We start from the raw sequence: 22,529 nt of genomic DNA on the forward strand, positions 1-22,529 counted from the left end.
GGTATCTGCTAGGAGGGGGCGGCGCTAGTGCTGCTGGGGCTCACTGAGGCGCTCGTTCATCTGCTCGCGGATCAGCGCGGAGGCGGGATCCAGCGTGTTATCGGCGAAGCGCAGATAGGCCCAGGTGACAATCCCGGCGGTGAGGAACTGGGCGATGCCGAGGACCATGCCGAGGTTGATATAGCCGAACACCTTGATGGTCACCACGTCCACCAAGAAGGTGGCGGTGACAATGTAGAGCAGATACCAGGTGATGAAGGCGACGAAGACGGGGAAGACAAATCCACGGAAGGTGCTACGCAGGTGTGTGAAGTCTTCTGTGTGGGCGGTCTCGATGAAATCCTGCTCGGTGGGAGTCCGGGGCACGACCGGATCCCTACCGTGCGAGGAGGGGGATGGGGACACAGGCATGGGTGTCTCACTTCCTATTATCAAAGGTTGGGCTCATATCGACCGACACTATGATCCACCACATGCCTCCATGCATGTGACGTGGAGCTCATAATGTGCAGCCGTTGTGAAGTGAGACACTACAGACAGATGTGAAGACTGTGAAGCAACTTTCCTTTCTCATCCGAGCGCACCACCCCCGCAAAAAAATGAGCCTCGCCTAAACTTCTTTGCACGTCTGCAAAGGTGCGGCACACCACCATCGCAACCCATGCCGCAAGTGACGGACAAAATGGACTAAAAAATACTTTGATGCATCAATAATCTACCTGCATGGGGGTAACCATGTCGCATTTCGCGCCCGATACACCCCCTTCCCCAATGTAAGTTATGCAAAGTTCTTCACTTTTTTTCGCCGCTCTACCCCCTATTGGGCGATAGTTCCGGAGCGAGCCGCGGCGCGGCCGCCACTACCCCCGCTGTGGCGGCGCCAGCCTGGCGCTAGTACCGAATCAACCCGATATCGGTGACTACTTCAAAGCACTCATCCCCGCTGAGGGAGGATTGGTCCACCTGCGAATCGGGGTCGATGATCACCACGCGGTGGCCCTCCTCGCGCAGCCGCCGCAGCCCCTCGAGCAGCATGCGCAAGGCCACCGGTGCCAAAGAGATAACGCGAGAGATGTCCACGGCGAAGATCGGGCCGCGAATCTCGCGGGTGCGCATGGCGTGCAATAAGGCCTCGCCGGCCGAGAAATTGAGCGTTCCCTGCAGCTTGAGAAGGGAAATATCTCCCTCTTGGACCAGCTCGCGCACCGCGTTCACGCCACGCCGGTCGGTGGACATCAAGTGCAGGCCCCAATCACGGGAGAGCCGCTGGAATACCTTGCGCCCCAGCACCGAGTTGCCATTGACGTCGAGCGGCGGGGAGAAGGTGGCAATGCCCAGCTGCCCGGGCAGACAGCCCATCATGCCGCCCGAAACCCCCGATTTAGCGGGAATGCCCACGGAGGTCATCCATCGCCCGGCGGCGTCATACATGCCCGCCGAGGCCATCACGGCCAAGGCTTGGTGGCACACGTCCTCGCTCACGACCTGCTCGCCGGTGAGCGGCTGCACCCCACCATTGGACAGGGTGGCGGCCATGACCGCGAGATCCCGCACGGTGACGTTGATGGAGCACTGATACACATAGGAGACCACGGCGTCATGGGCGTCGTCGCCGATGATGCCGTAGGAGCGCAGCATGTGCGCGATGGCGAAGTTACGATCCGAGTTGTCCAATTCCGAATAGGCCACCGCCATGTCCACGCTGAGCTCGCGGCCGGCCAGCCGAGAGAATTGGGCAAGGATCTTCTCCACGCGTTCTTCAATGGTGGAGTCCACGCCATTAATCAGCTGGTTAATAGCGATCGCCCCCGCATTAATCATGGGATTAACCGGGCGGTTGGTGGGCGTATCCAAAGACAGTTCATTAAACGCCTCGCCGGAAGGCTCCACGCCCACGGTTTCTAAGACGGTCTGCAACCCACATTCTTCGAGGGCGAGGGCATAGGCGAAGGGCTTGGAGACTGACTGCATGGAGAATTCGTGCTCGGCATCGCCGACACAGTAGATGCGGCCATGCGAGGTGCACAGGCCGATGGCCTTGCGCTCCGGATCGGCCTGCGCCAGCACGGGGATATAGTCGGCGACCGTGCCTTCCGCGTCATAGTCGATGGACTCGAGGGCGAGCGATAGGTAATCGTGAATCGGGGTAGACATACTTCAGCTCCAAAGCCTTCCTTATCGCTGCGGGCCACAGGCGGACAGACTCGACACTACCAACGCTCGGACTCTGCCTAGGACCCGCCTGCCAGCAGCGCTCTTCCCAGCACTATCGTGGTGGATGATGAACACCTCTGATGCCGCGTCCGCCGCTGGCGCCACCGACCCCACCGACCCCACCGCTGCCGTCAGCCAGCGCCAAGCGATCGTGGTGTGGCTGGCCGCCGTCGTGGTCTACATCGTGGCCATCATGGGCCGCGGTTCCTTTGGCGTGGCCAGCGTCGAAGCCTTCGAGCGTTTTTCCGCCTCCGCCAGTGGGCTCGCCGTGTTCACCGCGGTGCAAATGGGGGTCTATGCCCTCGCCCAGATTCCCACCGGCGTGCTGATTGATCGTTTCGGTGCCCGCCGCCTGCTCGTCGCCGGCGCCCTCGTCATGGCCGGCGGCCAGCTGGTGCTCGCGCTGAGCACGAGCTTTACGGTGGCCATCATCGCCCGGGTGCTGGTGGCGATGGGCGATGCCACCGCATTTTTGTCGGTGATGCGCATCATTCCGCAGTGGTTTCCCTTGCACCGGGCGCCCATTTTCACGCAGCTGACTGCCGCGTTGGGACAGGTGGGCCAGTTTCTTTCCGCGGTGGTGTTTCTCGGTATCCTCCACGCCGCGGGCTGGGAAGTGGCCTTCATTTCCGCGGCGGCGGCGGGCGTGCTGGTGGCGCTGGCGGCCTGGGTGGCTATTCAGGAGCCGCCCCGCCGGCTGGTGAGTTCCACCCAGCCGCTGCGGGCCCGCCTGCGTATCGTGGCCACCCATCCGGCCTGCTGGCAGGGCTTCTTCATTCACGGCATCGGCCTATTTCCACAGGTGGTCTTCACTCTCACCTGGGGCATCCCGCTGATGACCCTCGGCATGGGAATCAGCGCCCACGTCGCCGGCTGGGTGCTGGTGGTCAATACCGTAGTTCAGGTTCTTGCCGGCCCGCTCCACGGGTTCATCTCGGCGCGCTTCGGGGCGAATCGCTGGATGCTGGCGCTGGTGAGCTCGGGCATCACGATAGCGCTGTGGGCGCTATTTTTCTGCAGCTCCTCCCCGCGCGGGGTGGCGTGGATCGTGGTGCTCAATGTGGTGATGGGTGCGCTCGCTCCGGTGGCCAATTATGGCTTCGACCAGGTGCGCGAGGCCGTGCCCCACGAGGTACTCGCCACGGGCACGGGCTTGGCCAACATGGGCGGCTTCACCGCCGGCATGATCGTCGCCCAAGGCTATGGCATGCTTCTCGACGTCGCCGCCGCGGACAGCACCCACTACACGTGGGGCGATTTCCGCTTCGCTGGGCTCGCCGCCCTCATCGTGTGGGCGCTGGGCGCCAGTGCTTTGGTGTGGGCGCGCCGCCGCGAGCGCCGCTAGCGCGGGCTGGGGCCACCACGGCCCCGCAGCAGCGCATCCACCACGCTGTGCACCGCTTGGTCGCCTAAGGTTTGACGCACGGCGTCATAGACCTTGCCGGCGTCGAAGCTCGTACCGCGCGGAAATTCGATCCTGTCCTCGCCCTCATCTCCGGTGGGCGGGGTCGCCGCTGCGGGCTCGGCATCCTCCACCTCCTCCGCGTCCACCACATCCTCGGCGGCCGAGGCAGCGGAGGGAGCACCGGGCACGCCGTTGTGCTCTACATAGATCTCGCGCGTGTCCTCATCGATCACGAGATACTCCTCGGGATCGACCCCGAGGGTACGGAGGGTATCGGCGAACTCGATGAGATCAGCGACGGTAGGGCTATCCATATCGAGCCCGATACGCATCGAAATATTCATTGCACTGCTCCTTCTAGGCACTACGTGCACCCCAGTGTAGCGATTTAGAAACGCTCACTCCCCTGGGGAATGCGCCGCATCTGCTGGGGCCGCTGCTGGCCGCCGCCGGAGAAAGAACCCATGGGTCCGAATCGGTGCTCCATCCCCTCCGAATCGGCAATCTCATCACTGATGGTGGACTCGCCCCAGAACACCTCGTCCACCACCTGCCGAGCGCGGCGGGTCTTTTTCAGATAGTCCTCCAAAAATTCCTGGTAATTCATGGGGTTCCAGCCGGCGGCCGCCGCGGTTTCCGCGAGCTGCGGCCCGGGCTGCGGCAGCTGATCGGTGCGCTTGCCCCGCACCAGCACCAGCGCATTGCGGGCGCGGGTGGCGGCCAGCCATGCGGAGCGCAGAATCTGTACCTTCTCCGCGTCCACGATGCCCTCATGTTCCATCACATCCAGCGCCTCCAAGGTGGAGGTGGTGTGCAGGGCTGGGTGCTTGTGCGCCTCGAGCATACTCACGAGTTGCACCGTCCACTCGATATCGGTGAGCGCGCCCCGCCCCAGCTTGGTGTGGGTTTTACGATCCGCGCCGCGCGGCAAGCGCTCATTGTCCACGCGCGCCTTCATGCGGCGCACCTCGCGCACAGTCTTCTCATCCACGCCTTCAGGGGGATAGCGGAACTCGTCGATGGCGGCAAGGAACTGCACGCCCAGCTCCTTATCGCCGGCAATGTCGGTGGCCCGCAGCAGCGCCTGCTTCTCCCATACCGCACCCCACGAGGAGTAGTAGCGCTGATAGCTTTCCACGGTGCGGGCCACGGCCCCCGATTTCCCTTCGGGGCGCAGGCCCAAATCCACCTCGAGGGAGGGATCGCTGGAGGGCTTGCTCAGCCGGCGGCGCATGCGATCGACGATGCGCTTAGCCCACATCAGCGCCTCATTCTCCCCCACCGACTCCACGGGCTCGGCCACAAACATCACATCGGCATCGGAGCCATATCCCAGCTCCTTACCGCCCAATCGGCCCATACCGATCACCGCGATGCGGGCAAGGGGTTTGTCCACCTCGCCCTTGTGCACGGAGCCGCGGATCTCGGCGGCGAGGGCGGCGTCGAGCACCGCATCCCAGATCTCCGAGAGGCTCGCACACACCGTCTGCACGTCGATAAGCCCGAGGAGATCCGCGGAGGCGATACGCGCCAGCTCTACTCGACGCAGAGAGCGGGCCACGGTGATCGCCCGGTCGGGATCATCGTGCCGGGCCGCGGCCGCACGCAGTGACTTGGCAATAGTCTCCGGGGATTGCTCCAAAAGCCGCGGTCCCTTGGCGGAGTCGCTAAAGAGCTTGAGCACCTCGGGGGCGGAGACCACCAGATTCGCCGCATAGGGCGAGGTCCCCAGCACTTTCATCAGGCGCTGCCCCACGATCCCCTCATCGCGCAGGGTACGCAAGAACCACGTGCGGTCATAGGCCGCATCCGAGAGCTTGCGATAGTTGAGCAGGCCTTGGTCCGGGTTGGCGGTATCGCCCAGCCACTCCATCAGGGTGGGCAGCAGCATCGCCTGGATCTTGGCCTTGCGGGAGGAGCCCGAGGCGAGCGCCGTGAGATGCTCATAGGCCCGATCTGGGAATTGATAACCCAAAGCAGCCAGCTGCAGCTTCGCGGATTCCTTACTCAAGGTGAGCGTGCCCGAATCGAGCGCCGCCACCGAGCCCAGCAAGGGGCGGTAGAACAGCCGCGTGTGCAGCCCACGGACCTGAATGGAGACGCGTTTGAGCTTCTTCAACAGGGTTTCCGCGCTGGTGCCGCGTCCCTCGCCGCGCAGCCCGGCAGACCGCGCCAGCCACCGCAGGGCGGTGGTGTCCTCCGGCTTGGGCAGGGCATGTGTGCGCCGCAGGCGCTGCAACTGCAAGCGGTGTTCGATGGTGCGGAGAAACTCATAGTCCTCGATGAGCACCTTGCCGTCTTCACGGCCCACATAGCCGGCGTCGATAAGCGCCTCGAGTGCAGACACGGTGGCCTTGGTGCGCAGGGTCTCGTCCACGCGGCCGTGCACCATCTGCAGCAGCTGCACGGCAAATTCCACATCGCGCAGCCCGCCGCGGCCGAGTTTGAGCTCGCGCTCTTGCATATCGGAGGGCACATTATTCAGCACCCGAGAGCGCATGTGTTGCACGCCCTCCACAAAATTATCCCGCTGGCTGGCCTCCCACACCATGGGATCGAGCGCCTCAATATAGCGGCGTCCCAGCTCCATATCGCCGGTGAGAGGGCGGGCCTTGAGCAGCGCCTGAAATTCCCAGGTTTCCGCCCAGCGCTTGTAGTAGCTCACATGTGATTCGAGGGTGCGCACCAGCGCCCCTCGCTTGCCCTCGGGGCGCAGGGCGGCATCGACCTCGAAGAAGGCTTTGCCGCCGATGCGGATGAGTTCGCTGGCCAGGCGGGTGGCCTTCGGGGTAGCCGGCTCGGCTACGAAGATCACATCAACATCGGAGATATAGTTCAATTCCCGCGCCCCGCACTTGCCCATGGCGATCACCCCGAGCGCGCAGTCCAGGGGATCCTCGCCGTAGACCCCGGCGGCGGCCACGGCGAGCCCAGCGGTGAGCGCGGCATCGGCCGCATCAGACAGCCGCGCCGAGACCGTCTTAAACGCCACCATCTCCAATCCGGAGCGGCGGCTGGTCTCGGGATAGGTGCCGGCGAGATCCGCGGCGGCAATGCGCATGATGATGCTGCGATAGGCCACCTTCAGCGCCCGCTCGGCCTCAGTGCCCGCCATGCAGGCCACATACATGCCCACCTCGGAACAGTTCTCGGCCGCGGGCTGGGCGGAGACATCCTCGGCAAAGCGGGCGGGACGGGCATCCACCGCGCCGAGCATGAGGCGCAGCATCTCCTCCTTGGTGGGCATCGGCTCTTTGAGGCTGCGCCACGTCTCCGGATGGGCCACCAGATGATCGCCGAGCGCGGTGGAACCGCCGAGGAGCGCGATGAGTCGGACCCGCAGCTCGCGGTGCTCGCGCATGCTGCGATCAAACTCGGCGCGTTCCGCATCGTCGAGGTTGCCGACCAAGCGAATGAGGGTATTGAGCGCCAGATCCGGGTCGGCGGCACCGGAGAGCTGCCGCAGCAGCTCGAGGGACTCCTCGTTATACCACCCCAACTCCTTGAGGTCATCGGCGGCCGTGGGGCGCTGGAGGGACAAGCTGGCTGGGGTGGGCAGGCTAGTGCGCATGATCTTTATCCTCGACTGCGGGCGGTGGAATGCTCGATCTTAGTAGTGCAGATTGGTGCGCAATTCCCACGCGCTGATCTGGCTTTGATAGTCCCGCCACTCGCTCCACTTGCTGCGCAGGAAGAACTCGAATACGTGCTCGCCCAATACCTCGGCGAGGAACTCGGACTGCTCCATCATGTGCAATGCCTGGTCCAGGCTGGCCGGCAGGTCCTGATAGCCGAGGGCGCGGCGCTCCCGGCGGGTCAGCTGCGAGATGTCGTCCTCGGCCGGATCCGGCAGCTCATAGCTTTCTTTAATGCCGCGCAGACCGGCGGCAAGCAGCACCGAATAGGCCAGGTAGGGATTGCAGCCGGTGTCCGGGGAGCGCACCTCGATACGCCGAGAGGAGACCTTCGTGGGCCGATAGGTGGGCACCCGCACCATGGCGGAACGATTCGATACCCCCCACGTGGCCGCGGTGGGGGCCTCGTTGCCAAACATGATGCGCTTATAGGAGTTCACCCACTGGTTGGTGACCGCCGAGATCTCCGGGGCGTGGTAGAGGATGCCGGCGATGAACTGCTTCGCGGTGCGCGAGAGGTTGTACATGTCATCGGAGTCGTGGAAGGCATTGGTATCGCCCTCGAATAGCGACATGTGGGTGTGCATGGCCGAGCCGGCGAAATCCCGGAAGGGCTTCGGCATAAAGGTGGCCTTCACGCCGTGGTGGGCGGCCACATCCTTAATCAGGTAGCGGAAGGTCATGATGTTATCCGCCATATTCAGCGCCTCGGCATAACGGAGATCAATCTCCTGCTGGCCCGGCGCGGTCTCGTGGTGCGAGAACTCCACGGCGATGCCCATGGATTCGAGAGCGGCCATGGCGTCGCGGCGGAAGCGCGGGGCATCGTCGTAGGTGGCGTGGTCGAAGTAGCCGCCGTTATCGGTGGGCACGGGCTCTTTGCCATCGGTATCGAGGCTGCGGACCATGTAGAACTCAATCTCGGGGTGCAGCAGCGCCCGGAAGCCTTCATCGGCCAGCCTTTCGGTCTGGCGTCGCAGCACCTGGCGGGGATCCACCCAGGAGGGCTGACCATCGGGCATGACGATGTCGCAGAACATGCGGGCGGTGTTTTCCAGCCCTTCGCCATAGGAATCCGGCAGCATCTGGAAGGTGGAGGGATCGGGCTTGGCCAGGGTGTCCGATTCAGAGATACGGGAAAAGCCCTCCACGGCCGAGCCATCGAAACCGATGCCGTCTTCGAGCGCGATCTCGAGCTCTGCGGGGGCGATAGCCACGGACTTCAGGTAGCCGAGGATGTCGGTAAACCAGAGGCGCACGTAGCGGATGTCTCGTTCTTCAATGGCGCGGAGCACGAATTCCTGTTGGCTGTTCATATATTCCAACCTACTTGAGTTGGGCGCTCGAGTTGGTCCAGTATCCCGCCCCAATCTACGGCCGCGGCCCAGCACACCCCCGAGTGGTGTTTACGCAGCTAACACGGAGCAAAACTGGTAGATATTGGGCATGGGCACTGCCACGAATCTTGAGGTTGAAATAAAGTTCTCCGCCACCGAGGAGCTCGCGGTTCCGGATCTGACGCATGTCTCTGGCTGCGAGGCGGCGCGCGAGACCGTGGTGCATCGTTTATCGGCGGTGTATTTTGACACCCCCGATCTGCGGTTGACGCGGGCGAAAGTGACGCTGCGGCGCCGTACCGGCGGCAAGGATGACGGCTGGCATATTAAGCTACCCGGCGAGCAGGGTCGGCTGGAGATTCACGCCGATAGTGACCCCTCAGATCCGGAACGCATCCCCACGGAGATTCTGGCTACGGTGCGGGCCCTAAGCCGCGGCCACAGCCTGGAGCCTATCGCCCGAGTGGATAATGAACGCCACGAGACGGTGTATGAGGATGCGGCGGGAGAAGCGTTGGCTGAGTTCTGCGATGATCACGTATCTGCCCGCTCTTTCCTGCCCACGGGCACGGCGCGGCGCTGGCGCGAGTGGGAGATCGAGCTCGCCGGGCCGGCGGCAGAGACCAAGCGCGGGGCGAAGTTCTTGCGCAAGGCCAGCAAGGTGGTGCGCGCCGCCGGCGCCAGCGACTCCGATAGCCCCTCCAAGTTGGTAGCAGCGTTGGGCGAGTCGATTACTGCCGCCCCTACTCCCCCACAGCTGGCCGAGCTGCCCTCCTCGTCCCCCGCGGCGGGCGTGGTGGCGGCGCTGGCACAGAATCGCGATCGCATCGTGGAGATGGATCCGCGGGTGCGCCGCGATGAGTGGGATTCGATCCACCAGATGCGGGTGGCCACCCGTGAGCTGCGCAGCCACATGCGCACCTTCGAGGGCATTCTCGTGGGCGAGGCCTATAGCCATATTGAGCAGGAACTCAAGGCCTTGGCCGGCATCCTCGGCCAGGCCCGCGATGCAGAGGTGGTGGCCGAGCGCATGGTTCATCTGATTGAGGCCGAGGACAGCGGCATGATCGATGAGACCACCCGCGCCCGCGTGCTCCAGGAGCTCAACCGCGATTATCGCCGTGCCCACGCCCGGGTGGTGAAGGTGCTTGATAGCGAGCGCTATCTCACCTTATTGCGGGATCTTGACGAGCTGCTCGCCCATCCCCCGCTGGCCGCCGACGTGCATGAGGCCGCCAGTGCTGCGGCAGCGCCCGAGCCGGAGCAGGTGCTGGCCAGCCATCTCGACGGCGCCTACCGCCGTTTGGTGAAGCGCCATAAGAAAGCGGTAGCGCTGTGGGCCAACCAAGAGCTGGATCTGCACACCCGCGAAAACGCGGTGCACGATATGCGCAAGGCGGCGAAGAAGTTGCGCTATTCGGCGGATGCCGCCGGCGCGGCCACCTCCTTGAAAACGAAGAAGGTGGTGAAGGCCTGTAAGCGCATGCAGTCTGTGCTCGGCGACTTCCAGGACACCGTCACCTCGCGGGATATGATCGTGCGGCTAGCGCTGCGCGCCCGCGCGAAGGGTGAGGATACCTTCGCCTATGGGTTGCTCTATCAAAAAGAACGCCAGCTGGGGCTGCAGGCCCTCAGCGGCTATGAAGAGTCTTTCGACGCCATTCGCGCCGCCTATACAAAGATGAGCGCGCGGCGTCGATAAGCGCTACGACTGCGGTCTTATCCCCAGTCGTCGTCGTTCCAGTCGTCCTCGCGCTCGCGCTCATCGGCGGCCTCGTTGCGCTGGTGCACGATCTCGAAGGCGTTGCGGGCCTCTTCTTCGGTGGCATAGGGACCCATGCGGTCGTCCCACGATCCCACCTTGTCGGTGGACACTTCTCCGGTGGAGACGTTGTAGTACCACTTTTTCTCAGTCATGCACGCTCCTTAAAACATTGTGTATTGGGCATTATTCCCATTGTAGGGGTCTTAGCGCCCCCATGTCGGCGCATGCGGGAACGCGCTGTCCTAGAGTGGGTGAGAAGTTATGTTCCCACGGAGTCCTAAGGAGGGGCCAAGGTGTTGTGGCCGAGCGCACATCCTGATCACGCAGCGGAGGTGGCACGGCTACACCCCACCGCCGCTCCGGTGGCCTCGGCCCCTGCGACTGTGCCGGTCATTGGCGAATATGGCGATGACACCGGCGGTACCGTGATCATTGCGCACACGACCTATCGCAGCGCGGTAGCCGCCAGCCCTGTCGCAGAGGATGTAGTGCGGGTGCAGGTGCACGCCCGCGATGTGGACGGCACCACCACCACGTTCAGCGAGACCATTGGCTGGTCGCGGGTGGTCGAGCTCATGGACCAGCCGCCCGCTGCCCACGCGGAGCTACGCACCGCTTATCCGTGGGCATGGCGCTTATCGACGCTCATTGCCAGCCTCGGCTGGCGTCCCTCCGCCGCCTCCGGCCACGCCGGCTTGGAGATCACTGTCTTCACCGATATTCCCGCCGTCGAGGGCTTTGGTCGCTTCGAGGCCACCGAGGCGGCGCTGGCGCTGCTCATTCACAGCGAGTCCACGGCCAAGGATGATGCGCCAGGGCGCACCCGCGTGGTGGACACCTTGGTGCATCATGCCGCCACGCTGGCCCCGCAGCCGGTGCTTCCCGCCCGCTACCATACGGCGCTGCGTAGCACCGGCGCATCCACGAGGCCGCATCTGGTGGTGCTCGATCACGCCGATGGCTCGGTGACGGCCGCCGCGCATCTCAGCCAGGACGGCGGACAGCCGCACGTGGTGATCGGGGTGTATGCCCCGGGCCAGCGCCCCGCGCCTGCGGAGGCGAGCGCCACCCGCCGTGCCTGCATGGCTGCGGCGTGTTCCACCTTCGGAGTGACGACACTGCGGAGTCTCCCCGATGCCCCGGAGCGCATCCATGACTGGGTGCAGGCGCTGCATATTCACCATTCCCACAGCGATTCCGCCGTGCCGGACTATGTGCCGAGCGCCCGCGAGGCACAGGAGTGGGCCGAGTTTTTCGCGGCGGAAGATGAGCGCGCCCAGCACACCGCCATGTTTTTGCGCTCCCGGCGCGAATCCCAAGCCTATGATGCGCTGAATGCCTCGGCAACAGCACTAGCGACGCACTGTGCCACGGGCAGCGCCCTCGATGAGCACCTCACCGCGCTGGTGCAGCTCTGCCGCGCCCGCGGGGCCGTGGCGGCTCGCCCCCTAGAGTGGGGCGTCTCGCCCGCGGTACTCGCCGTTGTCCCCCAGTCCCGCGCCCAGCACACCATTGCGGAGCTCAGCGAGGACGGGTGTGTCGTCGTTGCGCTGGGCACCGGAACCACCGCTTGTATGCACTAGCCCCCATCTACACGAGAGCCTATGACCTTCGACTCCATCCCTCGCGTCCTGTCCATCGCCGGTACGGATCCCACCGGCGGCGCCGGTATCCAAGCCGATATCAAGGCCATCTCCGCGGCCGGTGGTTTCGCCATGACGGTGGTGACCTCCCTGGTATCGCAAAACACACGCGGGGTGCGCGAGATTTTTACCCCGCCCCGCTCTTTCCTGCGCGAGCAGCTGGAGGCGGTGCGCAGCGATGTGGATATTGACGCCATCAAGATCGGCATGCTTGGCGATCGCGACACCATCGGCGAGGTGGCGGATTTTCTGGGGCGTATCGACGCCGACATCCCGGTGGTGATCGACCCCGTGATGCAGGCCTCCTCGGGGGATCTGCTGCACGATGAGCGCTCGGCCGATGCCCTCATTGAGCTGCTTCCTCGCGCCGATCTGATCACTCCCAATGCTGGGGAGCTGGCGGTGCTCCGCCAGGCCATGAACGGCAGCGGTCCTTTCCACGCTGGGGAGTGCACGAATCGCGAGGAATCGCTCGCCTATGCCGCCGAGGTGGCGCGCACGCTGCACACCGCCGTGGTGTGCAAGGGCGGCCATATCTCCGATGCGGACGCCGGCAATACACTGATCACCCCCGATGGCGCCCAGTGGCATACCCCTGTCGAGCGAATCGATACCCGCAATACCCACGGCACCGGCTGCTCCTTGTCCTCGGCTATTGCGACTCGGCTCGGCGCCGGCGAGCATGCATCCGAGGCTGTGCACTGGGCCACCGTGTGGCTGCATGAGGCCATCGCGCACGCCGATGAGCTGGAGGTAGGCCACGGCCATGGGCCGGTGCACCACTTCCATCAGCTCTACCGGCAGGCCGGGCTGCTGGGCGAGTAAAAAAGAGGGGCGAATGAGCCGGCCTATGAGCCGGATTCTGTTCCCGCGGCTGCTGCCGTGGGCGGTAATCATCCATCTGGACCCGCCATTGCTGACGGGCCTCACGCGGCCAACCCACACGGCTCAAGAAGTCGAGCAACCTCAGCCTTTCACTTGGCTGTCCGTGTGCAGGCACACCAGTGGTGCGCCCTTCGGCCTTGCTCCCGGTGGGGTTTACCTAGCCGCCCGCATCACTGCGGGCGCTGGTGCGCTCTTAACACACCCTTTCACCCTTACCTGCCAGTGCATATCTTCCAGTACAGCTGGGAGGCGGTTTCCTTTCTGTGGCACTATTCCCGCAGGTCGCCCTGGGTTGCCGTTAGCAACCACCGTGCTCTGTGGAGTCCGGACTTTCCTCGACGAGGCGACGTACACGCTCCCGCGCAGTTACGCCCGCCGCGATTACCCAGCCGACTCATTCGCAAGAAGCTAGCTTAGCCGGTGAGATTCACAATACGCACACTCACTGGGCCATCGGCGTAAAACTCCACCACGGAGATGGAGGCGAGGTCGAGGTGTAGCCGGTGAAAGAAGCGCTCATCGGCGCCGAGGGCATGCCTCAGCACCGCTTTGATGGGGGTGACATGGGCGACGAGGGCAAGGGTGCGTTCGCGGTGGCGCTCGATGAGCTGCTGCACGCCTTCCCACACGCGATGATCGGCGTCGAGTACGGATTCCCCACCGGGGGCGGCCGTGGTGGGGTCGTTCAGCCAAGTGCTGTGCAGCTGTGGATCGCGGGCGTGGGCGTCGGCGAAGCTCAGCCCATCCCAGTCGCCAAAGTCCATCTCGTGCAGGTATTCGGCGGTGTCCACAGCGGGGCCTTCGATCGTCTCGGCGAGGATCTCGGCGCTGCGCTGGGCGCGGCTCAGAGGCGAGGCCACGATGGCGTCGATGTGCTGCGCCCCATAGAAGCCCTCCCCGTCGAGGCCCGCGGCAATGCGCTGTGCAGCCGCCCGCACCTGCTGTTCGCCGAGCTCCGTGAGCGGGGCATCAGAGTGGCCGGCATAGAGTTTCTGCGCGGACATCTCGGTTTGGCCGTGGCGCAGCAGGATCAGCCGCGTCGGCGTGCTCGTCGCCCCAGTCCAGCGCGCCGCGGTGCTGGGGGCGCTCGGGGCGGGGTCGAGCGGCAGTTCCTGAACGGTGCCGGGCTCGTCGGTGGCGAGCAGCGGATGTACCGCCCGTGGCTGCGGGCGATCCTCCCCACCGAGCACCATGTGCCCCGGCTTCACCCCGGTGCTGTGCAGGTCCATGGCCTCATTAGAGAGCTCATCGGCCCGCTTATTCTTGGCCCGCGGAATCCAGTGATAGCTCACTTCCCCGATCTCTTGGGCCAGGGAGCGCGCCGCCAGTGCCAGCTTCTGCATATCGGCGTGTTTGATCTTCCACGCCCCAGACATCTGCTGCACCACCAGCTTGGAGTCCATGTACACCTCCACCTCGGAGGCGCCAAGGTCGCGGGCGACCCGCAGACCGTTAATCATGCCGTGGTATTCGGCCACGTTATTGCTCGCCGAGCCCAGGTATTCCACCACGGTGGCCAGCTCGCGGCTGCGGGTGGCGTTATACACCACGGTGCCGGCCCCAGCGATACCGGGATTGCCGCGCGAGCCGCCATCGGATTCAATAACCAGCTTCACAGATGCTCCCCCCCCTAGCCGCGCTCACGCACCAAGTAGGTGCCACACTCTGGGCAGGTGGGCACGCTATCGCTGGGGGCGGACATGATGGCGGATGCCTGCGCCACCGGCAGGATAATGGAACACCCGCCACAGGTGCGCCCATTAAAGAATGCGGCGCCGAAGGCGGAGGCGCTCGCCGCGAGCAGCCGCAGCGCGTCCTCGGGGAGCTCGGCGCGGAGCTCAGTGATGCGCTCCGCATTAGAGGCCTCGGCGGCCTCGGTGGCGTGCTGGGCGGCGGCCACCGCCCGCTCCGCGGCCTCGATCTTGCGATCCAACTCATCGGATTCCGCGCCGCTGGCCATGGTATTCATCTCGGCGGCAGTCACCCTCTGCTCTGCCTCCTGCAGGAGGTTTTGCTGCTCGCTCAGTTTCTGGCGAGTGGAGCGGAGATCGTGCTCGAGATCGCGGCGGGTGGCGGTATCCGTCGACGCCCCCAAGGCCTGCACATTGGCCTTTTCGCGGCGCCGTAGCTTGCGGATATCCGCCTCGATCCGGCTAACCGCCCACCGCTGATCCTCGGTGGACATCTGCGAGGCGGCGCGGGCATTGCGCTCCTCGGCGCGCTGGGCGAGCAACGCCTCCAACACCTCGCGCTCGGCCTGCTCTTCTTTTTTCAGCGGGCCGGCTCCAACGCGTTCGCGGCGAGCTAATTCGGCGAGCATGGGCTGCAAGTGCGCAGCTAGGCGCATGATTCTCCTCTAGTGGTGGTGCGGGTGTGCGGACATCGTCCACGGGTCGGTACGGATGTCGATGATTGTAGTGTCTAGCCCCGTTTCCGTAGCGATCAGCTCACTGACCTGCGCGGTCCAGGGGAACTCGCTGGCCCAGTGCGCGGTATCGATCACGGCGGGGCCACCGGCGCGCAGATACTCGTCCACGGGGTGATGGCGCAGATCGGAGGTGACGTAGACATCCACGTCCAATCCGCGCACCGTATCGAGGAAGCTATCCCCCGCCCCCGAGGAGACCGCCACGCGCTGCACGAGCTGCTCGGGGTCGCCGGCGGCCCGAATCCCCCAGGCGGTTTCGGGCAGGGCGTTCGCCACCTGCTGCACAAAATCGGCGAGCCGCATCGGCTCGGGCAGCTGTCCGATGCGCCCCAACCCATAGGCCTGCTCGGGGTCGGTGATGCCGGCGAGCTCGACGATATCGAAGGCCACCTCCTCATAGGGATGGGCCTGCTGCAGTGCGTCATGGATGGCCTGGCGGGCTCGGCGCGGGGCCACGCATTCCACCCGCCACTCGGTGGTGTGCTGCAGGGTGCCCACCTCGCCGTCATAGGGATCGGCGCCGTCCTGGGGCTCAAATTGGCCGGTACCGGGGAAGCTATAGGCGCACTTGGCATAGTGCCCGATCTCGCCCGCACCAGCACTAAATAGCGCCTGCTTGACCTGCTCCAGATGGCTCTCGGGCACCTGTACGCCCCACTTATCCAGTCCCGCGGGATCGATCGGTTTGATGGGCCGGCCAGGGCAAATGCCGACCAGCTCGGCGAGCTTATCGTTCACCCCGGGCCGCGCCGAATCGGCATTGGTGTGCGCCGCAAAAAGCGCCACCCCGCCGCGGATAAGGGTGTGCAGCACCTGCCCCTTGGGGGTGTCGGCGGCCACCGAGTTCACACCCCGCAGCAGCAGCGGGTGGTGCACGATGAGCATGTCCACCCCCTGCTCCACGGCGCGCTGGGCCACCTCGAGGGTGACATCCAAAGCGAAGCCCACAGAACGCACTGGTGCTGTCGGGTCACCGCAGATCAGGCCCACCTTGTCCCAGGATTCCGCCAGATAGGGCGGGTAGGCGCGGTCTAGGATGGTGCGGATATCGGCCACGGTATAGCTCATGGACTCTCCTCATTCGCTGTGGTGTGTCGTCCACCCCAGCGTACGTGCCTAGTCCGTGGTGGTGGCGCAGGCCTGCAGGAAAGCGTCGATAAGCGTGCGCACAGCGGCCTCATCGCGCACCGCGAGCCGCCAATAGCGCTCATCTAGTCCGGGGAAGCTCTGGCAGGGGCGCACACTAATCCCGGCGCGGGCGAGGGCCAGGCGCACCTGCTCGGGGTGGTCGCAGCGCGGCTCGATGAGCATGAAGGGCGCGGGCGAGGTGGGCAGGTGTATCCGCGCATGCGGGGCAAGTAGCGCGCACTGGCGTTGTTTCGCTGCCGCCAGCCGCTGCCGCTCCTGGCGGAGGAACTCTTCGCCGTGGGCGGCGACGGTGAGAAAGGCCCGGTACTGCAGCGTGCTCAGCGGCCAGTGCGGACGATAGCGTGCCCAGCGCTGGAGAAACTCGGGGCTGCCCACCGCATAGCCGCAGCGCAGCCCCGCCAGGGCGAAGGTTTTGGTGAGCGAGCGCAGCACCACATACTCCCCCGCCGCGGCCTGAGTGATCACGCTCTGCTCATCGCCGGCGATATCCATGAAGGCCTCATCTATCACCACGGTGCGCTGCGGGGCGCGCAGCTCGGCGATCTCCTCGGCGCTGTAGAGCCGGCCGGTGGGGTTGGTGGGATTGCCGAGCACCACCATGTCGGCCGCCGCGGGAATCGGCGGGAGCGAGAAATCGGCGGCGGTCGGACACAGCTCGACCTCATAGCCTTGGTCGAGCAGCTGGGCGGCGGGCTCGGTAAAACCGGGGCTGAGCACCACGGGATGGCGCGGCGCGCACCGCCCCAGCAGCGCAAAGCCTTCTGCGGCACCGTTGAGCAGGAGCACGTTTTCTGCCGGTACCCCGTGCATCGCCGCGATCGCCTCTTGGGCCTGGGCGGCGAGGCCGTGGTCCGGATAGTCGCGCAGATTATCCACCTCGGCGCGCAGCGGCGCGAGCAGCCACTCCGGGGTGCGGGCGGCGACATTCACCGCGAAGTCGAGCTCCGCGGTGGCCGCGGGCACATCGCCGTGGAAGTGCAGATCATAGAGGGACACAAGCGTCAAGCCTAAAGCATGGCGTGGGTGTTTCTGACAGACTGGACAGCATGAGTTCTGGGACATTTCTGCTGCTCGATATTGATGGCACCCTCGTGGATTCCTTTCGCGGCATCCGCCATAGCCTGCTACTCGCCTTAGACGAGCTGGGCGTGGAGCACCCCAGCGAGGAGTTCCTCTCCACTATTGCTGGTCCGCCGATGGAGCAGACCCTCGGCCGGCTCGGTCTGGATGAGCAGACGGCGCGCCGGGGCCTGCACGCCTATCTGCGTTATTTCGGTGAGTCGGGCTGGTCGATGTCGCAGCCCTACCCCGGCGCGCTGGATTTTCTGCGCCGCGCCGCCGCCACCCCAGGGTTGACCGTGGCCACCTGTTCGAGCAAGGGCGAAGGCTTCGCCCGCCAGACTCTGGAGTACTTCGACATGATGGAGCACCTCGCCTTCCTCGGGGCGGCCGAGGAGCACGGCACCCGCCGCACTAAGATTGCGGTGCTCGACTATGTCATGGACCACCTCGAGATCGATCCGCAGCGCGACACAGTGGTGCTGGTGGGCGATCGCATCCACGATTTCGAGGCGGCCCACGCCCGGTCGATCGACTCCATCGCGGCCGAGTGGGGATATGGGCGTCCGGACGAGTACACGGCGGCCACCCACTCCGCCTCCGATTTTGCAGCCACCGAAAGGATTCTCAGTGACTACTTCAGCTAAACCCCACATCGTGTTCGTCTGCACCGGCAATATTTGCCGCTCTCCCATGGCCGAGGTCATCGTGCGCGCCGCAGTCGAGGATGCGGGCATGGCCGATGCCGTCGAGATCTCCTCCTGCGGTATCGGCGGCTGGCATAGCGGACAACAGGCGGATCGCCGCGCCCGCGCCGAATTGGCTGCGCATGGCTACGATGGTGAGTCCCATCGCGCCCAGCAGCTTAATAGTGCGCTTATCGACGCCGACCTGCTCATCGCTCTCGACCATGGCCACGTGGATGATCTTCTCTCCCAGGGCGCCGCTGCGGAGCGCATTCGTCTATTGCGTTCCTTTGATCCGGACTCCGATCCGGAGGCCATCGTGGAGGATCCCTATTATGGCGGCAGCGAGGGCTTTAGCATCACCCGCACGCAGATCGAGGCGGCCACCCCGGGCATTGTGGACTGGGTTCGCCACGCGACTTCGCTAAGCTAAGCACCGTGTCTGGACATAACAGCGCCGAAAGCAGCCGCAGCTCTGCGGGCCTGAAGGCTTTTCTCAATCCTGGCTGGGTGATCGCCGCCGTCCTTGTGGTGGCCTTCACCTATCTCGCTATCGCGGTGCTTGCGCCGTGGCAGCTGGGGAAGAACTCCGATACCAATGAGCGCAACGAGCAGCTGGATGCTGCTTTTGCGGTGCAGCCGGTGGACTATAGCGAGCTGATGGACTCCAGCGGCCGTATTGATCCGGCAGATGAGTGGCATCGCGCAATTCTGCGCGGGCACTATCTCCCCGAGCACGAGGTGCTTTTGCGCATGCGTCCCGTCGGGGGCGGCCCGGCCTTCAACGCGCTGACCCCCTTCGAGCTGGACTCCGGCGAGGTGGTGCTGGTTAATCGCGGCTATGTGCCGGCCCGCAACACCGAGGTGCCCTCCATCGCGCCCGCGCCCCGCGGCGAGGTGACTATCACCACCCATGTGCGCGTTAATGAGCCCACCCCCACCCAGGAGCCGATGCTCGATCAGGGCTATGAGCAGGTGTGGGGCATTAATACCGAGCAGATAGCGGAGCTCACCGGCCTACCGCTGGGCCGCGATTTTGTGCAGCTCACCGCGGATCAGCCGGGGGTGCTCACCGCCCAGCCGCTGCCCGCTAAGGAGAGCGGCCCCTATCTCTCCTATGGTTTGCAGTGGATTGCCTTTGGCATCATGGCGCCGCTCGCGCTGGGTTATTTCATCTTTGCCGAGCTGCGGGAGCGTCGCCGTGATGAGGAGGAGACGGAACACGCCTCCGCCTTGGATCCGCTTTCTCAGCCGCAGCCCTATCTCAGCGACACTCCGGCCGCGCCGAGCCCGAAGCGGGCCCGCTATGGCGAGAAGCGCCACAGCGCCTTCCACCGGCGCGCGGAACAGGACGAAGAGCGCTTCTGAGCCACCAGCACCGCCCCGAGCGCCGCGAGCGCCTGGGTGCGCCGTGCCAGCTGCACTGCCGCCCGCAGATCCTCAGCCTGCGGCGGCGACCCAGCCCCCAAGTGGGGCCGGTTTTCTGTGCCATGGGCATAGACGGTGGGCCCACCCAAGCGCACCCCGAGATAGCCGGCGGCGGTGGACTCCACCACCCCAGCATTGGGGCTGGGGTGCTGCGGGGCCTGCTCCCGCCAAAAACGCAGCGTGGCGCGTCCCCGGCCGCGGGTGGCGGCCAAGGCCACGTGCAGCGCCCCATTGATGCGGGCGGGGATATAGGCAACGAGATCATCGATGACTGCGGCGACGCGGCCGAAGCGGAGATAACGCTCGGAGCGATAGCCCACCATGGCGTCGAGAGTGTTAATCGCGCGGTGGGCGGCCACCAGCTCGGGGCGGCCGGTGGCGGCGAGCACCAGCGGCACTACGGCGGCATCGGAGGTATTCTCCGCCAGGGATTCGGTGCCGGCGCGGGCCATGGCCGGCAGATCGAGCAGCGCCGGGTCCCGGGAGCAGAGCCAGGGGATCCAGGCGCGGGCGGTCTCGCTTTCGCCGGCGTCGAGGGCGTCGGCCAAGCTGCTGCCGACGCGCTCGAGGGTGGCGCCGCCGAGGCTGGCCCATAACACCGCCGCCATGGTGAGCTCAGGGGCGCGTTTCGCCGCCGCGTGCGTCGCGAGCACCACGGGGGCGAGGGCCGCGCCCCAATAAAGGGCGCCGCGGGCCACCGAGTCGGCATAGAGGTGGCGCTCCAGCCACAGCGCATAACGACCGAATAGCGCCACGGGGTGCCCACGCTGCGGATCACCGATGATCCGGTCGGCGGCGACCCCAGCGATGATGCCGCAGGCGCCGGCGCGGCCGTGCGTAGGAGCAGTCATAAGCGTCTAGCCTACGACAACCGCCCCCACACCGTGAAGGGCGTGAGGGCGGTGGCAGGCACTGAGAGCGAATTAGCGCAGCTTATCGGCCACGATGCGGCCCATAGCCTTGGTGCCCTGGACAGTCGGGTGGTTCGGCAGCGGCCCGATCACCGGGTCCGCCACGCCGGCGACCCAGCGATCCTCATTGCGGGGAGCGCAGGTGCCGTGGCCGATGCTCTCGGGGTAGATGTCCACGAAGTTCATGCCGGCGAAGTGAGCGGCATTACGCAGCGAGTCGCGGAACTTCTCCTGCACCTGGGTAGCGCCCGGGGTGGCGACGGGGTGCAGCACGTTCTGCTCGTTGTAGAGGCAGACCTGATCGTTGGTAGCGAACTCGGGGTAGGACACCAGGGAGACGCGAGCGTTCGGCGCAACCTGGTGGATGCGGTTGGCGGTCTCGCGCATGGTCTCGCGGAAGAGAGTGGAATCCGGGGTAGGGATATTGGCCATGTCCATGCCGGCATCGACCCACTGGAGGGTATCGAGGCCGCCGTACATCATGGCGACTTCCTTGGTGCCGGGGCCGATGGAACCCTGCTGAATGGCGAGCTCCAAGTAGGCGCGCAGCTGAATGACGGGGGCGCCGCCGGTGCCATTGCAGGACCAGTCAGCGAGGGAGTAGCCGAGTTCGCGGGCAGCGGTCTTGGGCCAGTTATCCATATCGGTGGCACAGTTCGGCACCAGCGGGCTCTGCGCGGGAGCCAGACCACGCGGGCCACCCTTACCGGCGTTGGCGGTGAAGGAGTCACCGAAGGTCACCATCTCCTTCTCCCCCGAGTGAACCGGCTGGAAAGGCAGGCCCGGTGCCGGCGGCAGAGCCGGAGCGGCAGGCAGACCCGGGATCTGCGGTACCTCCGGCAGCGGCGGCAGCTGGGCGGAGGCAACGTTAGCGGAGCCCAAGCCGATGGTGGCCACGGTCACAGCAGCGACGGTGGCCTTAAGGATGGAGGAGGAGAAACGACGCATAACTCACATTTCCTAAGAATATGCAGCCCCCGCCAAGCCTGAACTCACCCTCAGCAGAAGCTGAGAAGAGCGCTCATCGAGGCGGCCGAGACTGCACGGCGGTCATATTGACACCCTCGCCACGAGCCCGTCGGGGACGCAGCACAGAGGGTTTTAAATCACGTGTTGAGGATAGATCATAGATAATCGTGACACAACCGTTATCTAGCGCGGCCAGCGCCAAAACAGCCGCCGCACCCTTATTTTCTTCTCAGCACCGCAGCGACTATTCCCCCAGCTCAGCACGCCTTTTATTAGTGACCGCGGCGACGGCGACACAGCCGCTACATAGCTGCTTAAAATAAACTTTCTGCAACACCCTTTTGGGTTCAAAATTCCCAATTTTCACACTAGCCACACCCGTTACGGCGATGCGGGCCCCAGCATGCGAACAGCCCCACCGCGTTACCGCGATGGGGCCGTGAATCTGTGCGCCCTGACGGGCTCGAACCGCCGACCTGCTGGGTGTAAACCAGCTGCTCTTCCAGCTGAGCTAAAGGCGCGCACGCTCACCGTTGTGAGCTGTGTGGACACAGTAGCACAGCCCGAGGGCAATCCTTAAACAATGCCCTCTAGCTGTGCGAATGAGAAAAGAAAGCTAACGCTTATAGCCGCGCTGCACGAGGCAGGAGCCCTGCCAATCGCCGAGGCGCTCCGCCTTGGTTTGCACCAGTCCGGCGAGCTGTGCGGATTCCGCGATCACGCCCGGTTCGATGGTGCCGGGCTGGCCGGCGCCGGGGGTCAGCAGCCACACTGCGCCGCTGTCGGCGAGGGAGCGAAGGGAGTCTACAAGGCCGTCGACCAAGTCGCCGTCCTCCTCACGCCACCACAACAACACGACATCACAGAGTTCATCAGTGTCTTCTTGGAGGAGCTCGGCGCCGATCGCGTCCTCGAGAGCCTCGCTGATCGTGCTGTCCGCATCCTCGTCCCAGCCGACTTCTTGGATAATGTCGCCGGTCTTCACATCCATCAGCTGGGCGTAGCCTACTCCGCT

The 22,529-nt window shown here is 65.0% G+C and carries 20 protein-coding genes, 1 tRNA gene and 1 other RNA gene; 7 read left to right on the forward strand and 15 right to left on the reverse strand.

Features of this window, described 5'->3' with window-relative positions; genetic code table 11:
- Window positions 1-24: 24 nt before the first annotated feature.
- Window positions 25-366 (reverse strand): DUF485 domain-containing protein, encoded by a 342-nt coding sequence (locus GBB11_RS06295; protein ID WP_225979141.1) that lies wholly within the window; start codon window positions 364-366, stop codon window positions 25-27.
- A gap of 525 nt (window positions 367-891) precedes the next feature.
- On the reverse strand, window positions 892-2,154 hold the full coding sequence (locus tag GBB11_RS06300; RefSeq protein ID WP_151529208.1) for a glutaminase: 1,263 nt from the start codon (window positions 2,152-2,154) through the stop codon (window positions 892-894).
- A 124-nt stretch (window positions 2,155-2,278) separates the two neighbouring features.
- Between GBB11_RS06300 and GBB11_RS06305 the strand changes: the two genes are divergently transcribed.
- Window positions 2,279-3,559 carry a nitrate/nitrite transporter gene (locus GBB11_RS06305; protein WP_225979143.1) on the forward strand — a complete coding sequence of 427 codons (1,281 nt, stop codon included), beginning with the start codon at window positions 2,279-2,281 and terminating at the stop codon, window positions 3,557-3,559.
- Here the strand turns inward: GBB11_RS06305 and GBB11_RS06310 are convergent.
- Genes GBB11_RS06310 through glnA form a run of 3 tightly spaced genes read right to left on the reverse strand, consistent with a single transcriptional unit; the run spans window position 3,556 to window position 8,570 of the window.
- Window positions 3,556-3,963, reverse strand: a complete 408-nt coding sequence (locus GBB11_RS06310; protein ID WP_151549238.1) for a hypothetical protein — start codon at window positions 3,961-3,963, stop codon at window positions 3,556-3,558. The two genes, GBB11_RS06305 and GBB11_RS06310, sit on opposite strands and share 4 nt — an antisense overlap.
- Window positions 3,964-4,007: 44 nt before the next feature.
- Entirely contained in the window at window positions 4,008-7,190 is a 3,183-nt protein-coding gene (locus GBB11_RS06315) for a bifunctional [glutamine synthetase] adenylyltransferase/[glutamine synthetase]-adenylyl-L-tyrosine phosphorylase (RefSeq protein ID WP_151549239.1), read from the reverse strand.
- A 39-nt stretch (window positions 7,191-7,229) separates the two neighbouring features.
- Window positions 7,230-8,570: a type I glutamate--ammonia ligase gene (gene glnA / locus GBB11_RS06320; protein ID WP_151529205.1), complete on the reverse strand. Its 1,341-nt coding sequence runs from the start codon at window positions 8,568-8,570 to the stop codon at window positions 7,230-7,232.
- A 130-nt stretch (window positions 8,571-8,700) separates the two neighbouring features.
- Here glnA and GBB11_RS06325 point away from each other — a divergent pair, with 130 nt between their 5' ends.
- Entirely contained in the window at window positions 8,701-10,293 is a 1,593-nt protein-coding gene (locus GBB11_RS06325) for a CYTH and CHAD domain-containing protein (protein WP_151549240.1), read from the forward strand.
- A gap of 17 nt (window positions 10,294-10,310) precedes the next feature.
- Here the strand turns inward: GBB11_RS06325 and GBB11_RS06330 are convergent, their stop codons facing one another.
- Complete coding sequence (locus GBB11_RS06330; protein ID WP_151549241.1) at window positions 10,311-10,508, reverse strand: hypothetical protein; 198 nt, start codon at window positions 10,506-10,508, stop codon at window positions 10,311-10,313.
- Between the two features lie 141 nt (window positions 10,509-10,649).
- Here GBB11_RS06330 and GBB11_RS06335 point away from each other — a divergent pair, with 141 nt between their 5' ends.
- Window positions 10,650-11,939 carry a hypothetical protein gene (locus tag GBB11_RS06335; protein ID WP_151549242.1) on the forward strand — a complete coding sequence of 430 codons (1,290 nt, stop codon included), beginning with the start codon at window positions 10,650-10,652 and terminating at the stop codon, window positions 11,937-11,939.
- A gap of 21 nt (window positions 11,940-11,960) precedes the next feature.
- The gene (gene thiD, locus GBB11_RS06340) at window positions 11,961-12,824 is read left to right on the forward strand and encodes a bifunctional hydroxymethylpyrimidine kinase/phosphomethylpyrimidine kinase (RefSeq protein WP_151549243.1); all 864 of its coding nucleotides are present in this window, start codon (window positions 11,961-11,963) and stop codon (window positions 12,822-12,824) included.
- A 10-nt stretch (window positions 12,825-12,834) separates the two neighbouring features.
- On the opposite strand, the gene rnpB is transcribed toward thiD, so the two are convergent.
- The 5 genes from rnpB to cobC all read right to left on the reverse strand — a co-directional run bounded on the left by rnpB (window position 12,835) and on the right by cobC (window position 17,457).
- Window positions 12,835-13,281, reverse strand: an RNA gene (gene rnpB, locus GBB11_RS06345) — RNase P RNA component class A.
- 16 nt (window positions 13,282-13,297) lie between these two features.
- Complete coding sequence (locus GBB11_RS06350) at window positions 13,298-14,500, reverse strand: bifunctional RNase H/acid phosphatase (protein ID WP_151549244.1); 1,203 nt, start codon at window positions 14,498-14,500, stop codon at window positions 13,298-13,300.
- A 14-nt stretch (window positions 14,501-14,514) separates the two neighbouring features.
- The gene (locus tag GBB11_RS06355; RefSeq protein WP_151549245.1) at window positions 14,515-15,231 is read right to left on the reverse strand and encodes a C4-type zinc ribbon domain-containing protein; all 717 of its coding nucleotides are present in this window, start codon (window positions 15,229-15,231) and stop codon (window positions 14,515-14,517) included.
- 9 nt (window positions 15,232-15,240) lie between these two features.
- The gene (locus tag GBB11_RS06360) at window positions 15,241-16,380 is read right to left on the reverse strand and encodes a Nif3-like dinuclear metal center hexameric protein (protein WP_151549246.1); all 1,140 of its coding nucleotides are present in this window, start codon (window positions 16,378-16,380) and stop codon (window positions 15,241-15,243) included.
- Between the two features lie 48 nt (window positions 16,381-16,428).
- A complete protein-coding gene (gene cobC / locus GBB11_RS06365) occupies window positions 16,429-17,457 on the reverse strand; it encodes an Rv2231c family pyridoxal phosphate-dependent protein CobC (RefSeq protein ID WP_192796347.1) in 1,029 nt (342 codons plus the stop codon).
- A 50-nt stretch (window positions 17,458-17,507) separates the two neighbouring features.
- On the opposite strand from cobC, the gene GBB11_RS06370 reads away from it, so the two are divergent.
- From GBB11_RS06370 to GBB11_RS06380, 3 genes are read left to right on the forward strand one after another with little or no spacing between them, the layout of a single operon-like run.
- Window positions 17,508-18,167 carry an HAD hydrolase-like protein gene (locus tag GBB11_RS06370; RefSeq protein WP_151549248.1) on the forward strand — a complete coding sequence of 220 codons (660 nt, stop codon included), beginning with the start codon at window positions 17,508-17,510 and terminating at the stop codon, window positions 18,165-18,167.
- Entirely contained in the window at window positions 18,151-18,639 is a 489-nt protein-coding gene (locus GBB11_RS06375) for a low molecular weight protein-tyrosine-phosphatase (protein WP_151549249.1), read from the forward strand. Before GBB11_RS06370 ends, GBB11_RS06375 begins: the two co-directional genes overlap by 17 nt.
- Before the next feature lie 5 nt (window positions 18,640-18,644).
- The gene (locus GBB11_RS06380; RefSeq protein ID WP_151549250.1) at window positions 18,645-19,574 is read left to right on the forward strand and encodes an SURF1 family protein; all 930 of its coding nucleotides are present in this window, start codon (window positions 18,645-18,647) and stop codon (window positions 19,572-19,574) included.
- Here GBB11_RS06380 and GBB11_RS06385 read toward each other — a convergent pair.
- The 4 genes from GBB11_RS06385 to GBB11_RS06400 all read right to left on the reverse strand — a co-directional run bounded on the left by GBB11_RS06385 (window position 19,511) and on the right by GBB11_RS06400 (window position 22,505).
- Entirely contained in the window at window positions 19,511-20,485 is a 975-nt protein-coding gene (locus GBB11_RS06385; RefSeq protein WP_151549251.1) for a CobD/CbiB family cobalamin biosynthesis protein, read from the reverse strand. The two genes, GBB11_RS06380 and GBB11_RS06385, sit on opposite strands and share 64 nt — an antisense overlap.
- 72 nt (window positions 20,486-20,557) lie before the next feature.
- Window positions 20,558-21,493 carry a GDSL-type esterase/lipase family protein gene (locus GBB11_RS06390; protein WP_151549252.1) on the reverse strand — a complete coding sequence of 312 codons (936 nt, stop codon included), beginning with the start codon at window positions 21,491-21,493 and terminating at the stop codon, window positions 20,558-20,560.
- A gap of 469 nt (window positions 21,494-21,962) precedes the next feature.
- Window positions 21,963-22,035: transfer RNA gene (locus GBB11_RS06395), tRNA-Val, on the reverse strand.
- Between the two features lie 95 nt (window positions 22,036-22,130).
- Window positions 22,131-22,505, reverse strand: coding sequence for a DUF3052 domain-containing protein (locus GBB11_RS06400; RefSeq protein WP_151529262.1), 375 nt, complete (start codon window positions 22,503-22,505; stop codon window positions 22,131-22,133).
- Between the last annotated feature and the right edge of the window lie 24 nt (window positions 22,506-22,529).

Origin of the sequence: Corynebacterium sp. 74A, from assembly GCF_008930665.1 — a bacterium.
Lineage (GTDB): Bacteria > Actinomycetota > Actinomycetes > Mycobacteriales > Mycobacteriaceae > Corynebacterium > Corynebacterium megadyptis.

Bases quoted from the DNA above. Each gene is read 5' to 3' on its own strand.
- GBB11_RS06300 (WP_151529208.1), bottom strand. From the start codon at position 2,154: ATGTCTACCCCGATTCACGATTACCTATCGCTCGCCCTCGAGTCCATC.
- GBB11_RS06305 (WP_225979143.1), top strand. From the start codon at position 2,279: ATGATGAACACCTCTGATGCCGCGTCCGCCGCTGGCGCCACCGACCCC.
- GBB11_RS06310 (WP_151549238.1), bottom strand. From the start codon at position 3,963: ATGAATATTTCGATGCGTATCGGGCTCGATATGGATAGCCCTACCGTC.
- GBB11_RS06315 (WP_151549239.1), bottom strand. From the start codon at position 7,190: ATGCGCACTAGCCTGCCCACCCCAGCCAGCTTGTCCCTCCAGCGCCCC.
- glnA (WP_151529205.1), bottom strand. From the start codon at position 8,570: ATGAACAGCCAACAGGAATTCGTGCTCCGCGCCATTGAAGAACGAGAC.
- GBB11_RS06325 (WP_151549240.1), top strand. From the start codon at position 8,701: ATGGGCACTGCCACGAATCTTGAGGTTGAAATAAAGTTCTCCGCCACC.
- GBB11_RS06330 (WP_151549241.1), bottom strand. From the start codon at position 10,508: ATGACTGAGAAAAAGTGGTACTACAACGTCTCCACCGGAGAAGTGTCC.
- thiD (WP_151549243.1), top strand. From the start codon at position 11,961: ATGACCTTCGACTCCATCCCTCGCGTCCTGTCCATCGCCGGTACGGAT.
- GBB11_RS06355 (WP_151549245.1), bottom strand. From the start codon at position 15,231: ATGCGCCTAGCTGCGCACTTGCAGCCCATGCTCGCCGAATTAGCTCGC.
- GBB11_RS06360 (WP_151549246.1), bottom strand. From the start codon at position 16,380: ATGAGCTATACCGTGGCCGATATCCGCACCATCCTAGACCGCGCCTAC.
- GBB11_RS06370 (WP_151549248.1), top strand. From the start codon at position 17,508: ATGAGTTCTGGGACATTTCTGCTGCTCGATATTGATGGCACCCTCGTG.
- GBB11_RS06385 (WP_151549251.1), bottom strand. From the start codon at position 20,485: ATGACTGCTCCTACGCACGGCCGCGCCGGCGCCTGCGGCATCATCGCT.
- GBB11_RS06390 (WP_151549252.1), bottom strand. From the start codon at position 21,493: ATGCGTCGTTTCTCCTCCTCCATCCTTAAGGCCACCGTCGCTGCTGTG.
- GBB11_RS06400 (WP_151529262.1), bottom strand. From the start codon at position 22,505: ATGGATGTGAAGACCGGCGACATTATCCAAGAAGTCGGCTGGGACGAG.